At 59.0% G+C, this 15,202-nt stretch carries 14 protein-coding genes and 1 pseudogene; 3 read left to right on the plus strand and 12 right to left on the minus strand.

Annotated features, from left to right (window positions below; all coding sequences use genetic code 11):
• Positions 1-17 precede the first annotated feature (17 nt).
• Positions 18-374 carry a DoxX family membrane protein gene (locus HCN50_RS00845; RefSeq protein ID WP_235976687.1) on the plus strand — a complete coding sequence of 119 codons (357 nt, stop codon included), beginning with the start codon at positions 18-20 and terminating at the stop codon, positions 372-374.
• A 187-nt stretch (positions 375-561) separates the two neighbouring features.
• Here the strand turns inward: HCN50_RS00845 and HCN50_RS00850 are convergent, their stop codons facing one another.
• From HCN50_RS00850 to HCN50_RS00895, 10 genes are all read right to left on the minus strand, one after another.
• Positions 562-897, minus strand: a complete 336-nt coding sequence (locus HCN50_RS00850) for a hypothetical protein (protein WP_171580735.1) — start codon at positions 895-897, stop codon at positions 562-564.
• Positions 898-1,159: 262 nt separating this feature from the next.
• A complete protein-coding gene (locus tag HCN50_RS00855; protein WP_171707738.1) occupies positions 1,160-2,407 on the minus strand; it encodes a cysteine desulfurase in 1,248 nt (415 codons plus the stop codon).
• Complete coding sequence (sufD, locus tag HCN50_RS00860) at positions 2,404-3,729, minus strand: Fe-S cluster assembly protein SufD (protein WP_171707739.1); 1,326 nt, start codon at positions 3,727-3,729, stop codon at positions 2,404-2,406. Before sufD ends, HCN50_RS00855 begins: the two co-directional genes overlap by 4 nt.
• Positions 3,730-3,746: 17 nt before the next feature.
• A complete protein-coding gene (gene sufC, locus HCN50_RS00865) occupies positions 3,747-4,499 on the minus strand; it encodes a Fe-S cluster assembly ATPase SufC (RefSeq protein ID WP_171707740.1) in 753 nt (250 codons plus the stop codon).
• A 3-nt stretch (positions 4,500-4,502) separates the two neighbouring features.
• Entirely contained in the window at positions 4,503-4,922 is a 420-nt protein-coding gene (locus tag HCN50_RS00870; protein ID WP_171707741.1) for a hypothetical protein, read from the minus strand.
• Entirely contained in the window at positions 4,919-6,418 is a 1,500-nt protein-coding gene (gene sufB / locus HCN50_RS00875; protein WP_171707742.1) for a Fe-S cluster assembly protein SufB, read from the minus strand. The genes HCN50_RS00870 and sufB overlap by 4 nt, the downstream gene beginning before the upstream one ends.
• The gene (locus HCN50_RS00880) at positions 6,412-6,597 is read right to left on the minus strand and encodes a hypothetical protein (protein ID WP_171580729.1); all 186 of its coding nucleotides are present in this window, start codon (positions 6,595-6,597) and stop codon (positions 6,412-6,414) included. Before HCN50_RS00880 ends, sufB begins: the two co-directional genes overlap by 7 nt.
• A 10-nt stretch (positions 6,598-6,607) precedes the next feature.
• Positions 6,608-6,802 carry a 4Fe-4S binding protein gene (locus tag HCN50_RS00885; RefSeq protein ID WP_171707743.1) on the minus strand — a complete coding sequence of 65 codons (195 nt, stop codon included), beginning with the start codon at positions 6,800-6,802 and terminating at the stop codon, positions 6,608-6,610.
• A 1,210-nt stretch (positions 6,803-8,012) separates the two neighbouring features.
• The gene (locus HCN50_RS00890) at positions 8,013-8,276 is read right to left on the minus strand and encodes a hypothetical protein (RefSeq protein WP_171707744.1); all 264 of its coding nucleotides are present in this window, start codon (positions 8,274-8,276) and stop codon (positions 8,013-8,015) included.
• 379 nt (positions 8,277-8,655) lie between these two features.
• The gene (locus HCN50_RS00895; protein ID WP_176722047.1) at positions 8,656-8,844 is read right to left on the minus strand and encodes a hypothetical protein; all 189 of its coding nucleotides are present in this window, start codon (positions 8,842-8,844) and stop codon (positions 8,656-8,658) included.
• A 767-nt stretch (positions 8,845-9,611) separates the two neighbouring features.
• Here HCN50_RS00895 and HCN50_RS33330 point away from each other — a divergent pair.
• Together HCN50_RS33330 and HCN50_RS00900 are read left to right on the plus strand one after the other, a co-directional pair.
• Positions 9,612-9,836 (plus strand): annotated as a pseudogene (locus HCN50_RS33330) (integrase catalytic domain-containing protein); the annotation flags it as partial.
• A gap of 440 nt (positions 9,837-10,276) precedes the next feature.
• Positions 10,277-10,567 carry a hypothetical protein gene (locus tag HCN50_RS00900; protein ID WP_171707745.1) on the plus strand — a complete coding sequence of 97 codons (291 nt, stop codon included), beginning with the start codon at positions 10,277-10,279 and terminating at the stop codon, positions 10,565-10,567.
• A 956-nt stretch (positions 10,568-11,523) separates the two neighbouring features.
• Here HCN50_RS00900 and HCN50_RS00905 read toward each other — a convergent pair.
• A complete protein-coding gene (locus HCN50_RS00905; protein ID WP_171707746.1) occupies positions 11,524-12,003 on the minus strand; it encodes a hypothetical protein in 480 nt (159 codons plus the stop codon).
• Positions 12,004-13,087: 1,084 nt separating this feature from the next.
• A complete protein-coding gene (locus tag HCN50_RS00910; protein WP_171707747.1) occupies positions 13,088-15,184 on the minus strand; it encodes a prolyl oligopeptidase family serine peptidase in 2,097 nt (698 codons plus the stop codon).
• Positions 15,185-15,202 lie beyond the last annotated feature (18 nt).

Below are 15,202 nucleotides of genomic sequence, written 5' to 3' on the forward strand. Positions count from 1 at the left end.
GGGCGAGTTCTTTCGCGTTGCTGTTCATCTACACGCGGGCGACGAAGCTGTTCGGCATACAGCAGACCGCCGATCTCATCGCGACCAAATTTTCAGTTCCCGAGGCGTTCGCGTCCTACACCGCGTCGCTTGAGAGCGCGACCGGAATGCCGACGCCGCAACTTCAGGCGGTTGTGGTCGATTCGCTCGAACTCCTCGCGGCGCTGATGATCGCGTTGAACTTTGGTGCGCGCTTCTTTCTGGTTGTCACGGTCCTCCATGTCGGGATCTCGACTTTGTATTTGTACGACTTCCGGAATTATCCGAGGCACGGCAACGCAGGATGCTGTCGATGTCTTGAAGAAACCTCGCGACCATCGGCGCGTTGTTCATGATCGCAAGCTATGACCGCTGCCGGAAGAATGTCGAGGCGCCTACGGGGACGTGTAGGTCCCGCGGCTCTTGGATTGCGCGACAGGCAGATGGCGAGCGAGGATCGGCAGGCCACCGCGCCTAATTGGGGCGCTGCCGTGCTCAGATCAAACTTGAGGACGAGCCCCCTGCTGCACAACGTTGCAGCATCTACCCCAGATCTTTGTCCCTCTCGCGCCATTGTTGCCGGGAGACCACACATGCGGGTGCGCGAGAGGTGGGCGGCTCGATCAGCGCATCAAGCCGCGTCACGGTGAACGGTGGTCCGCCTTCGGAAATGGTTCGGTCGGCGGCATAGTGGTCAATTCGGGCGGCACGCCGGGCAGGCGTCTCGATCATGATGCGACTAGATGGAATTCGCATCATGATCCCATGTCTTTGTTTGAGCAGGATCTTTCGGGAAACCGGTTTGCACTTTTCCGGATCATGATCGAGGCTTAATACCTCGATTCCACCGAGAGATCCGCTCTCGCCGAGACGAATCATCCCGTGAGCGCGACTGATGATGAAGACGGCCCGCGCTATGAACCCAAGGGCGTAGGACAGATCTGCCGCACGGTTCGAGTCTCGCCCGCAAAGACCAGCGGCTCACCAATATCATTGGGCGGATCCATGCGCCGTTCTTAATCAGCATCAAGTAGCGGACCCACTCGCCCGGGCGGAAGTCCTGCGATACAATGCTTAGCGCATTGCTGCGGCAACTCGCGTATACACGACGCGTCTCATGGTCTGGGGCCAGCCCCTTCGTTCATGAGAACAGCTCCTGCGCCTTGATAAGCGCGCCCGCCAGCACATCGATATCTTCATGCGTGTTGTAGAGAGCGAACGAAGCGCGGCAGGTCGCTGGCACGCCAAAACGTTCGTGCAGCGGCATCGCGCAATGGGTACCGGCGCGCACCGCCACGCCTGCACGATCGATGACGGTGGCAAAATCGTGTGCATGCGCGACTTTTATTTCGAAGGAGATGATCGCGCCCTTCTCAGCCGTCGTTCCGATAATACGTAGGGACTTGATGCCCCGCAGCTTGTTCTGCGCGTAAGCGAGCAGTGCGCTCTCGTGCTTGTGGATCTGTGCCTTTCCTATTGAATTGACATAGTCCACAGCTGCGCCCAGACCGATCGCCTCGACGATCGGAGGCGTGCCAGCCTCGAACCGGTGAGGCGGATCACCGTAGGTGACGCCGCCACGCGAGACCTCGCGGATCATCTCGCCGCCACCATTGAACGGCGGCATCGACGCCAGATGCGTATACTTACCGTAAAGCACGCCGATGCCGGTCGGCCCATACAGTTTGTGGCTCGTCATCACGTAAAAATCGCAATCAATGTCGCGGACATCAACATCTAGATGAACGCAGGCTTGCGAGCCGTCGACCAACACCGCGATGCCACGTGCATGCGCGATCCTCACGATTTCCTTCACCGGCAACACGGTGCCGAGCACGTTGGACATCTGCGTGATCGCAACCATTTTGGTGCGCTCGGTCAGAAGCCGTTCGAACTCCTCGAGGAGGAAATTGCCCTCCCCGTCCACTGGCGCCCATTTGATGACAGCGCCATAGCGTTCCCTGAGAAAATGCCATGGCACGATATTGGCGTGGTGCTCCATGATCGAGAGAACGATCTCATCACCCGCTGTAATGCGCTCGCGGCCGAAAGTCTGCGCGACCAGATTGATCGCCTCGGTGGCGCTACGAGTAAAGATGATCTCCTCGGTGCCGCGCGCGTTGACGAACTGCGCCACCTTCGCGCGGGCGCCCTCATAGGCGTCGGTCGCGGCATTGGCGAGGTAATGCAGGCCACGATGCACGTTGGCGTATTCGCTCTTGTAAGCCTCCGTCATGCGGTCGAGCACGGCGGTCGGCTTCTGAGCGGAGGCGGCGTTATCGAGATAGACCAGCGGCTTTCCATAAACCTTCATCGCCAGCGCGGGGAAATCCTCCCGCACGCGATGCACGTCATAGGCACCATTTTTGACCGCCGGGTGCTGACTCATGAACGTGCCTCCAGCCAGCGCTGCGTGGCTGCAATTGCGAGTTCTCGCAAATCGTCATTGACGATGGATTCAATCGCCTCGCCCACGAACGCTTGGATCAAGAGCGCCTGCGCCTCCTTCTCGGAGAGGCCGCGGGCGCGCAGGTAGAACAAGAGGCTTTCGTCGAGCGCACCGGTGGTGGCGCCATGGCCGCAGGTGAGGTCGTCGGCGAAGATTTCCAGTTCCGGCTTGTTGTCGGCCTCGGCATCGTCGGACAAGAGCAGCGCCCGCGTCATCATCTTGGCGGCGGTCTTCTGCGCGTCGGGACGCACAACGATGCGGCCCTGGAATACCGAATGAGCGCGGTCGTCGGCGACGGCGCGGAACACCTCGCGGCTGGCGCAACGCGGCACCGCATGGTCCATGAACAGCGTGGTGTCGGCGTGCTGGCGGCCATTGAGCAGGTTGACGCCGTTGGTCTCGACCCGGGAGTGCTCGCCGGCGAACGTAATCGTCGCCTGGTAGCGGCTGACGGCGGCGCCGGATGTCATGCTGAAGGTGTTGAAATGCGCATGTGCGCCCAGCGCCACCACGGCGGAGGAGATATTGAAGGCCTCACGGCTGTCCTCGACGAAGCGGACATGGTCGAGCCGCGAATTGTCGCCGATCGCGATGATCAGAGAATCATGGGCCTGATAGATCTTAGCGCCATCGGCCGCGATGTAACTTTCAACCAGCGTCACCCCGGCATCCCTGCCGAGCCGCAGCAGCGAACGGGTGAACATCGCCGCGGGCGCAGGCCCGCTGGCGACATGAATGATCTGGAGCGGCTGCTTCAGCACGAGGCCGTCGGCGATTTCGATCACGACACCGTCTGTCGTCATCGCGCTGTTGAGCGCCACCATCGGATTGGCGTTATCGGGCGTGAAGAGCTCGGCCTGCAACGCAGCGTCGCCGGTTTCCAGCACGTCCCGCAAGGTGCGGATGGTAAGGCCTTTCTCCAGGCCCACAACATCTGAAAGCTTTGGCACGAAGACGCCATCGACCAGCACGAGCCGGCGCGAGCCCTTGATCGCCTGCAGCTTTACGGCCGCCGCGGCCCGCTTCAGCGCAGCCGCATCCGGCGCAGGCGCCAGCGGCAGCACCTCGCGCATCAGCGCGCGCAGATCGGTGTACTTCCAGTCTTCGATCCGCCGATGCGGCAGTCCTGCGCGCTCATAGGCCTCGAAGGCGGCGCTTCTCGCTTCTGCCACCTTGCCGGCGCCGGGCAGCCGATCGCGCGCAATCGCAAAGCTGTCGCTCAGCGCGCGTCCGGTCTCGTTCTTTGCCAAAACCAAATTCATCACAAATCCGTTTTGCGTCAGGCTGCGACTTCGAATTGGGCGTAGCCGGAAGCCTCAAGCTCCAGCGCCAGATCCTTGCCGCCGCTTTTGACGACCCTGCCCTTGGACATCACATGCACAAAGTCAGGGATGATGTAGTTAAGCAGGCGCTGGTAGTGCGTGATGACAACGATGGCTCGCTCGGGCGAGCGCAGCGCATTGACGCCGTCGGCGGCGATTCTGAGCGCGTCGATGTCGAGACCGGAATCCATTTCATCGAGAATGCAGACGGCCGGCTCGAACAGCGCCATCTGCAAGATCTCGTTGCGCTTCTTTTCTCCGCCGGAGAAGCCGACATTAACGCCGCGCTTGAGCATGTCCTGCGGGATGTTGAGCGACTTGGCGACCTCGCGGACCTTCTTGAGAAATTCCGGAGACGTAAGCTGGCTTTGGCCGCGCGCCTTGCGCTGGGCGTTCAACGCCGTGTGCAGGAAGTTCCAGGTGGTGACGCCGGGGATTTCGACCGGATACTGGAACGCCAGGAACACGCCCTTGGCGGCGCGCTCGTCCGGCTCCATCTCCAGGAGGTCCTCGCCCCTAAACAGGATCTGCCCGTCGGTAACCTCATAGCCCGGCTTGCCCGCGATAACGTGCGAAAGCGTCGACTTGCCGGAGCCGTTCGGCCCCATGATCACATGCACCTCGCCCGGATTCACTGTCAGCGTCAGCCCGTGGAGAATCTCGCGCTCCTCGACACGGACCTTCAGATCTTTCACTTCAAGCAATGACATTAGTTACTTCCGCCTTTTGTCGGAACGCTGAGCGACTTCCACCAACTGTTGCATTGGCTCGTTCGAATCCGACGTCCATCGTGATGGCCACTCTGTAAGGTAGCCGACATCATCCCATTTCAATTCAGGACTGCGCCGTACGAATTTGAACCTGGGAGCAGATGAAACGGAGTCTAGCCGCTCATGCATGCGCCAAATTATCGATCCGTCAACGAACGTCCTGAACCGCACCAACCACTTCTCTCCGTCCTCGACGGGAATTGTGCCCACCGCATCAATCGTCCAATAAGCCGGTCGGCTACTAAACTCCATCAACTCCTTGAGCAGCGCTTCAGACACCTTGATTGAACTATCACGGATGCTCGCCATCCAACCCATCGCGCGGACGAAAGCCTCGACCGGCTCATCCGCGGACTGGATCATCCGACGCTGCCCTCCAGCGAGATCGAGATCAGCTTCTGCGCCTCAACCGCGAATTCCATCGGCAGTTGCTGCAGCACGTCCTTGACGAAGCCATTGACCACGAGGCCAACCGCTTCCTCCTGCGAAAGCCCGCGCTGGGTGCAATAGAACAGCACGTCCTCCGAAATCTTCGACGTCGTCGCCTCGTGCTCGAAGGTCGCCGACGAGTTCTTCGCTTCGACATAAGGCACGGTATGCGCGCCGCACTTGTCGCCGATCAGGAGCGAATCGCAGGCGGTGTAGTTGCGTGCGCCGGTCGCCTTACGATGCGCCGTGACGAGGCCGCGATAGGTATTTTGCGATTTGCCCGCCGCGATGCCCTTGGAGATGATCCGGCTCGACGTGTTCTTGCCGAGATGGAGCATCTTGGTGCCGCTATCGACCTGCTGGTAACCGTTCGAGATCGCGATCGAATAGAACTCGCCGCGCGAATTGTCGCCGCGCAGGATGCAGCTCGGGTACTTCCAGGTGATCGCCGAACCGGTCTCGACCTGGGTCCAGGAGATCTTCGAATGGTTGCCGCGGCAGTCGCCACGCTTGGTGACGAAGTTGTAGATGCCGCCTTTGCCTTCGGAGTTGCCGGGATACCAGTTCTGCACCGTCGAATATTTGATCTCGGCGTCATCGAGGGCGACGAGTTCAACGACCGCGGCATGCAACTGATTCTCGTCGCGCTGCGGTGCGGTGCAGCCCTCGAGATAGCTGACGTAGGCTCCCTTGTCGGCGATGATCAGCGTGCGCTCGAACTGGCCGGTGTTGCGCTCGTTGATGCGAAAATAGGTCGACAGCTCCATCGGACAGCGCACGCCCGGCGGCACATAGACGAACGAGCCGTCCGAAAACACTGCCGAGTTAAGCGTCGCGAAGTAATTGTCCGAGGTCGGCACGACCGAACCAAGATACTGCTTCACCAATTCAGGGTGCTCGCGGATCGCTTCCGAGATCGGCATGAAGATCACGCCGGCAGCCTTCAGCTCCTTCTGGAACGTGGTCGCGACCGAAACCGAGTCGAACACCGCGTCGACCGCGATCTTGCGGTTGGCCGACGGCTCGCCGCCCGGCGGCGGCTCGACGCCTTCGAGAATGGCGACTTCGCGCAAGGGGATGCCGAGCTTCTCGTAGGTCTTGAGAATTTCGGGATCGATTTCATCGATCGACGACAGCGTCTTCTTCGGCTTCGGCGCCGCGTAATAGTGAATGTCCTGATAGTCGATCTTCGGATAGTTGACGCGCGCCCAGGTCGGCTCGGTCATGGTCAGCCAGCGGCGATAGGCCTCCAGACGCCATTCCAGCATCCAGGCCGGTTCGTTCTTCTTGGCGGAAATGAAGCGGACGGTTTCTTCCGATAGACCCTTCGGGGCCTTGTCGGATTCAATCAGTGTCTCAAACCCATATCGATACTGGTCGACGTCGATCGAGCGCACCCGGTCGACCGTGTCTTTTACGGCTGCTACCATTGCCCGCTCCGCCGCTCGCGCAAGGACGACTCCGACCATGTCCGACGACGGCGGCAGCGCGCCCCCTTCACCGCATGGGCGATCGCGTAAGTCACACGCAGCCCGCGGCCAACCAGGCCGCGAATCAGAAACGCCGCCGATAGTGTTTCAATCTTGCTGCGCGCAGCGGACCCGCTCATCGGCCGCTCCTTATGCCTGCACGCACGTGCCGGGCACCGGGCAGATAACGGCGCATTGCGGCGTGTCGCAATGCTCCTCGCATTGGGTGCACTTCTTCGGATCAATTACATATACGTCGTTCTTGAGGCTGATTGCTACGTTCGGGCATTCGAACTCACATGCGCCGCAGACGGTGCACTGGGAGGCGATTATCTTGTAGGCCATAAACTCCGATTCCTTGGGCAGGCGACGGGACAGTTTCTTCCCTTCAAAGGTCGTGCCAAACGCCGAGCTGATTTATCTCGGCGATTTCCCTCTTGTGCATGTCCTGGGCCAGACAGCGTGTCGCGACCGCGACACTCGGCTAACAGACGCTTGATCTGGTGGCCATACTTCTTGAGCGTGCAGCCGGCGTAGGTTAACCTAAGGCGGCGAGTCGCCTCCCTCCTGCACCCAGCCCGACTTCTCGATGGCCGCGGTAACGTGGTCGCGGTCGGTCATTTTCGCGCCGCTCCCAAATGCTCGGCGGTCTCGCCCCCGGTTCGGCCGCAACTTGCGAACTCGAAATCGGATGCAGTGACCAGTTCCCCCGGAAGCCGCGCCGGCGCTTCGGCGACAGCGGCACGACCAGCAGCTGCGGCAGTGATAGCTCGTCCGATCGGCGGCTCCACAGCATCGCCAACAGGCACCCGCCGTGAGGAGCTGGCAAAGTCGGTTCTGATGATCGCAAGTTTCTTGGCCAGCATCGCGTCCGCTACACGCAATTCTCGAGCTCGCACATGTTGCGGGGAAAACGCAATTCACTACTAGCACGTCCATTGCAGTGTAGCGAAGCTCAATGCACGACCGTTCTCGCCATTGATTTTTCCAAGAACTCGGCCGCGAGCAGCGGGATCTCACTGCGGCTCTCGCGCAAGGGCGGCAGCAGGATGCGCACGACGATGCGATGGTAGAGGTCTAGCGCGGAACTTGTTTCGCGCCACCGCCTCTCGAGATGCGATTGATCGAGTCAGTGACAGTACGGCGATCTTGATAGTCCGATGTGTCGACGCGCTGGAACTCCTGCTCCTCCAGGATCCAGAGCACTTTTGGAACGGTGGCGAGATCTCACCGATCTCGTCGAGGGGTTGCCTTGTCAGCGAGTTGAATCATCCCTGGCACGGGTTCAGCGCTCCGGTGAAGACCTCTTCTCATGGGCGTGACAATTTCGATCAACCACCGTCTCAGGCAGCCCGGCGCAATTCTTCTCTTATAGGGTCCCCCGCCGCGCGGCGACAGCTCGTGCACGCGTGGGGACCAGTTCCTTGCGGGTCGCAGAACGCCCCGCAACAACACAATCCTGTTGGACTGGGCAACGACCGCGATTTTCTCGAGAGGCCGCCGGGACTGTTGCCGATGATATCTTAATGGACCCTTTTGCAGTCGCGGGTGGGCTTCAGCTCTGATAGCCTCTTCTGCCGCCAGGAGCGCTGCGCCAAATAGCTGGAGGCGCGCGCGCGACCAGGAAATGCAGCTTCACGGTTTGGCCGACCAGATTGCTTAATGGCCAGAGGGCGGCCGTCGGAATCGAAAGCCGACATGGCGAGCGGTCTTCCAGCAACGATCTGCCCGCAACCGTTGCATCATTGCGAATTGGAACACCGATGAAGGCCGCGCGTTTCTTGGAAGCGCCGAGCGCATCTTTCTTTGTCGGGGCCAAACACCGGATTCGTCGCGATCGCAAAAAACTCGCCCTTACCTGCTTATCGTTCTGCCGAATTGGTGTCCTGAGCTCCCGAATGCAACGGGCAATCGCCAAGATCAGCCATCGAAGGCGGCCGAAAAGAGTGCAGATTGGTCTGCCGCTGATCAGGGATGCAGACTGCGGATCGGAGAATTAATCAAACTTGTGGAAAGCAAGATAAGGAACAAGGCAGGTTATCACCGCGACATTTTTGGCGATTCGGTTTTGCCTCCATCTGAGCTTTGCCGGAGCCCGCATACAATCCACTCCCAGTCACGAGATGCTCTCGGTCAATAAGAAATTCAAACGTCCGTCGTTTAGTTAGCTTTTGAGCGGCACAGGCTCCGAATTGACTTCAGAGCCTCAACGTCAAAGGAAATGTGGTCGCTAAGAGCCGTTCAAAGGCGGAACGCTGTTCAAGCAGGCGCTTCTCAACGATTTTTCGCTCCGCATCAGGCAACTCGGTTTGAAGCAACGTACGAACACGCCAAATGTCGTTCCGCACGGATTTGATCTCACTTAAGCTATCATCAATCGAAGTCATCCCGGATTCCGATACTTAGTTTAGAACCCAACCTTTGAAAACTGACCAATCGTGCCATTCTTCAGCAAGCCACCGTACATTTGCCTGGCGTCTTCATCTCGAATAATTCGGTGTGCGCGAGGTTTATATCGATCGATGCCACTCATCGCAGCGCCCCTACGATACAACGGCGGTTCGTCAGCAGCAGTGCAATCAGAGTGGCTGAGATGCGGCTGCCACCTGGCAAGTCCTCCGATTGGCCGCCGACTGGCTTTTCGTCTACCTGATTCAGCGCCGCTAGTATGTTGTCCAGGCACAATCTATGCAGGATAGCCGTTACCTCGCGAAGCGCCGGGGAAATTTGATCACACATATCCAACGCTTATGACGATATGATTACACGCTTCTCGTCTGCCCAAAGGAGGCATCGAGCACATCCTCGGGTGAACCGTGGGGGCGATACCGGGGATTTGGGCTAGCTGTGGTGAGTGGCAAGGGGCTGTGGCGCAAACTTCGCGCGTAGAACGAGGCGGAGGCAGCCAGCGCATCGTATTCTTCTCTAGACTGGTATTGGCATAGACAAGACGACGATCTGGCGGTGGACGAAGGTAAAGCTGTTGGCTGATCGGGACGCGATCAAAAGAGCATTGAAGCCATTGCTGGCCGGCTGCGCGCCGTCCCCGGGGCGCCGGAGCGCTTCGGTCTTCGGCTAAATGAACTGAGCTCCCCAAGAACGAGATGAGGGCCCGGTCGCTCTCAACCAGTTAGAATCTGAGATCTGTTTTGGCTTCCGCATACTGGCTATTGTCAATGACTTCACGCGGGAATGTCTTGCTTATCTTTTATAGTGCGCCGCCAGTCTTTGGGGGTCGGGCGAGCTCGATGCTGTGATTGCATTGCACGTTGTTCCAGCGATAATTGTCCCTGATAGCGGCACCGAGCTCACCAGCATGGCAACATTGCGCTGGTCGCAGCACCGGCAGATCGAGTGGCACTACATCCCAGCGAGCCCACAGTTATTCCTTCGTCCAACTGTCACATCAGCTCATCATATCTCTTGTATTCGTCGGCGTGACCGTCCCTAACCCGACTGCCATACTCACTCGGCGGAACGGGCCATCAGGTGCCGAGTTCTAGTTTTTCGGGAACACTGGCTGGTAGGCCGGAGTCCGCATGAACAGGTTCTATTTTGTGGAGTAGCATCATGACGCCCGCAAACTCCTCGCAAAATAAAGTGTGTGCTGAGTTGAGGGGTGTTCTGGAGCATGCTGTCAGGATGGTGCCCGAAGCGAGGCGGACCTCTTCGTTGAAGGCATGCCTTGCTGAGAAGGTCTTAACTCTGGCCGCAGGGGGTGAATCGGATCCAACTATCTTGGCGCGTGTAGCGGTGCGGACAATGCAGGAATCCTGTCGTAGCTGCTACGGATGTCAAGGCTGGTGACCTGCGCGCGACATGTTGCGTGCCGCCCGGGCACTTGAACTGCTGCACTGGCAGCCGAAGGCGAAACGCCGAGCTTGTCCTTCCCGCAACAGCGATGGTGTGATTTCCTGGGACCCTCAGGATCGCTTTGGTCTTGGGTTTGCGGCCATAAAGTTCCGACCGTTTTTCCGCCGGCAGAATTCCAAAGCTCGTCATCAACAATATGCGAAGGCGACCCCTGGCGACAGAAGATCGCACTATCAGCCGGGTTTTGCCGCATTGATTGATCAGCGACAAAGTCAATCTCGCATTCGCGCCGATTAACTCGCCATTTTCGAAGCCTCTCAGTGCGACGCAATCCTCTCGAACCAAAATGTCGGTTTATCTCGCGGCTGGCCTTGACGCCGACCAATTCCCTCCCCCGCGTCCGGCAGCTGGTCAGGTGCGGGGAAAGTCCTGCCGGACGGCGAAACAGAAATCAGGTCGCCGCGTGATATGCCTCTGAACCGCTTCCGGGCGGGAGGATTCCGGACGGCTTACGGCCGGTTTGGATTTTGTGCTCGGTTCCCGGGCTCGTGACGGAAACAGTCTGTGTACGCCTTTGTTGCAGGCTGCACGCTTGGCTTCCCGAAATAAGGGCCACTCCTCCCCAAAGGACTGGCTGTAGGCGCGTCGGCGCCTGAAGCTTTCAAGGAGCTGACTAGAAATCAGCGTGGGCCAATATGTATCGGTCGCGCATCGGTGAACTGGATTGCTGCGTCGAGCCGGCACCGGTCATTTCTGAGGGCCCGGTGCATTCACCGTTCTTCAAAACTTTGCGAAGATTCGGACACTAACCGCGCCGTTTTGTCAGCTTTGAGACCAATGTCCCACAACTTGGCGCTACCTACACCCAGTACGAAGCGACTGTAGAACCTCAAATTTTCGAATCGGCACGCCGATTGCTTCGTTCAACCACAACGACTGATCTGATCACATGTGGGACCGCTAATGTTACGGGAGGACTTTGCACGTGCTCGGTAGCGTCCGGTGCGCCCCGCCGTTTGCTGTGAGGCGAAATGAAACAGCATGTTGGAGAAGCTGCGGTCGCATTCGCTCGCGCTCTCCACCGTGATGTCCTTCACCAAACCCGTGGGTCAGGATCAGTGTCTCCGTACGCGCGAGCTGAGCAAACGGATACGATCATAACAATCAATGCGAAGTCAGCGGTTCGTTAGCGAACGGTGCGACGTCACGTGGCAAGGGAAACCTAGGCTGTTGCGAGCATACAGCAGTCTTGATTACGACACCTCAACCCACTCCTCGGTGAAGGCACCGAAAATCACGCGCTTATATTCGATTGCCGGAAGACTGGTTCTTTGCATAAACCGGCTGATGGGAACCGGTAGAGAATGACGGAGTAATGCGATGGAAATTGCCCTCGGAATCGGCGCCGCAGTCGTTTTCGTCGCGATACTTGTTGGCTGCGTCTGGGCCGTTCGGTGACCACACTCATTAAGATTTTGCTCGCGCGTAAACAGAAGCTCATCGAGCAACTGGGGGTCACCGAAGGCGCTCACGAGCGACACCAGATCGGACGTCAGCTTGGGCAGATCGACGCCGCACTGGTACTTTTGGAGAAAACTGAGCTCAAGAGCCAGGAACGACCGTTGGACGATCCCATGCGCCGCAGGGAAATCTGAAAGCTGAACGGGGGGATCCGTCGGAAGCGAATGCACTTCGTCGTGCCCGCCCGGCGCAGTTCCCTCAAAACCCCGCAAGCGCGCACCTCAACCAACGGGTCTCGCAGAACGACAATCCAAAACGAATCGGCAAAGCCCCGCGACGAAATCGTTTTTGGGCGCACATACCTCAGGCCTAGAAAAATGTCGTATTTCAGGCGCTGGACATCGGCGATGGATCCGAAGAAGATTCGCGGATTGAGATCCAGCGGCCGGCACCTTTCTCGCCGGTAACTTGCCTTGCCGCCGCGTAGCGCCTTGATGCGCATACCCCTGACTCGTGGGTTTCAGTCCAAGGCCTGACGTACTGGCGTCGTCCTATCTAGAACTGCATCGCTTTCAGAATGAGGCCATCGATTGCGAGCCGCGCCTAGATGAGGATGTGAGTGCCATCGCGCATGTGCGTTCGTTAGCGGATTTACGTTGTCACGCTAGCCCGCATGTTTCTAAGGCTGCTATCTGCTCGGACGACGAAAGGGAGAACGAAATTGATATGGCGCGACGGCCAGCAAACCGAATCCGTACAGGGCTGACGTACCGGAAAATGCTCGGTCCATCAAGAAAGCAAGGATCAGCTCTGATGCGACGCCGAGATGATCGCGGATTGGCCCCTCTGAGGAAGCGAGCTCGCGTTCGGTTGCTCAACGGGCGCCTGGCCGGCCAGCTCGTGGCAGGAGCTTCCCGCGACGGCGGTTAATTTGAACAGGGCTTCAAAGATTCCGCTCTTCCGGAAGCCGCCTGATCGCGCTCGAGGCTATCGCCCCGCTCAAAATGCCTCAACCATTGACGTGATCGCGCCAACCGCAGACTTCATGAAGCAATGGAAAGCGCTCCCGAATGTCGATATCGAGCCGTTCTGAGATCAGTACCGCCGAGAAGGAGCCGCGCATGTTAATTTCTCGACACCTCTGCTCATCCGCGACATGGCAAAGCTTTATCGGCCCGCAGATTGTAGCATGCACAAAAACACTGGCTCTTGCGCCCACGCAATCTCGAATGAAGAGTAGCGACCTTGTTGACGTCGAGTGAGTTGCGCAAGCTGCTCCCCTTCTCCGGCTGACTTGCTGATAATGTCATGCAACCATCACGCTGGAGTTTGTCGGATCACAAACGCCGGGCCCGCCTAAGCCTCGCCGTCAAGCCAGCCAATCTTGCTCTTCAGGAATCGAAAGCCCAGCACCTCGAAGCCGGCGCGCTCCCTGTTGTCCCGGCCGTAACCATGGCCGCCAGCCGCCGGCTCGTAGAAATAGGCCTCGTAGCCCATTGCCTGGAGCTTCGCGGCCATCTTGCGCGCGTGTCCGGGATGAACACGATCGTCCCGCCGCGTAGTGGCGATCAGGATCGGGGGGTATTTTTGGCCGCGCTTGGCGGCATGATACGCGGAATAGGTCTTGAGCCACTCCCACTCCTCGTGCTTATCGGGGTCCCCATATTCTGCAATCCAGCTTGCTCCTGCCAGCAGCTTAGTGTAGCGGCGCATGTCGATCAGCGGGATCGTGCAGAACAGCGCGCCGAAGCGTTCTGGATAGCGCGTCAGCATATTGGTGATGAGGATGCCGCCGTTCGATCCGCCCTGGGCTGCGATCCGCTTCGGCGCCGTCACGCCGCGTCGCACGAGATCGGCGGCAACGGCAGCGAAGTCGTCGTGCGACAATTTCTTACCACGGAGCCGGCCGGCATCGTGCCAGCGCGTACCGAACTCGCCGCCGCCGCGTAAATTTGCCTGCACCGTGGTGCCGCCGCGCTCGAGCCAAAGCTTGCCAAGCGCTGAATTGTAGTACGGCCTCACCGAGATCCCAAAGCCTCCGTAGCCGCCCATGTGGACGGGCGCATCGCCCGTCTCGTCGGCCGGACCGGTCTGTACATAGGGGATGCGCTCGCCATCAATCGAAATGGCTTCATGTTGGGTGACCACCAGCCCATCCGCGGTAAAGGTCTTCGGCGCCTGCTTGAGCACGGTCGGACTGGCGACGTTATTCTCGATCAGCATAAGCGAAGCTGGCGTGAGCGGATCCTGGCTCCCGACGAGCAGGTTGCCGTTCCTTTCGGATCGATAATAATCAAGAGGCCATACGTCGACGACCCCGATGTCGGGAAGCCCGCGCAGTTGCGCGCGGCTCCACCCCTTTTCGGACGGCGTGCATATCTCGAAGAGCGGCCGAAGTTCGTTGAGAATGGAAAGCACAAGCTTGCCGGCACTCCAAAAGAACCCCTGCAGCGCGCGGCGCGGGCCTGGTTCGAAAAGAACCTCGAATTGACGGTTGCCTTCAAGGAAAGCTACCAACGAGATGACGAGCACCGTATCCGCGGCATAGGTCTGCCCCGCCACAGACCAGGTTTCGCGCGGCCTGACGGCAACCCAGTCGTGATGAGGGAGCAGCCAGATGTTGCTTGGAAGATCGAGCTTTGCCGTCGCTCCCTTTTCGTCGCCGAGCCATCTGACGAAACTGAAGAAGTCCACCTGATCGACGAACCACATCCGCGGCGGCGCAACGGTGTGGTCGACATTGCAGTCTACTCCGACATGATCGGCTGCGATCTCAAAGATCGCTGTCGCTTGATCGGCCTGCGTACCGCGGCGCCACAGCCTCACCGTACGCGCATAGCCGGAGATCGTCGCCATGCCCTGCCCATGCGAGCTCGACAGCACCAACGTATCGGGATCGAGCCATTCAACGCAGCCCTTAGCCTCCGGCAAGACGAAGCCATCGCTGACAAAGGTCTTCGCGTCGATATCGAACTCACGCAAGGTGACGGAATCGCTGCCGCCGCGCGAAAGGCTCAGAATCGTCCGTCTATGATCGCCCGCCAGTGAGGCCATTCCGTTCAGAAGCCAGTCTTGGCCTTCGCTGATAGCGATCTGATCGATGTCGAGCAGAACTTCCCATGACGGCTTCGGCGTACGAAATTCTTCCAGAGTGGTTCGTCGCCAAAGGCCGCGTGGATTGTTGGCATCCTTCCAGAGATTGTAAAGATAGCCGCCGCACCGGCTGACATAGGGGATATTGTCCGGTCGGTCATAAATCGAGGTCAGCGCATCGCGATCCCGCTCGAATGCGGCGCCGCCAAACACCTGCAGAGTCTTGCTATTCTGCCGCTCGACAAATTTCAGCGCCCGTGCGCCTTCGATCTGTTCCAACCACAGATAGGGATCATCGTCTGGAGCGGAAAGCGTGGGCTTTCCAACCCGCGACTTTGTCGTCGCTCTTGCTTTGACCAAACTTCACTCCATCCCTGG

The organism is Bradyrhizobium archetypum, assembly GCF_013114835.1.
Taxonomy (GTDB): Bacteria; Pseudomonadota; Alphaproteobacteria; order Rhizobiales; family Xanthobacteraceae; genus Bradyrhizobium; species Bradyrhizobium archetypum.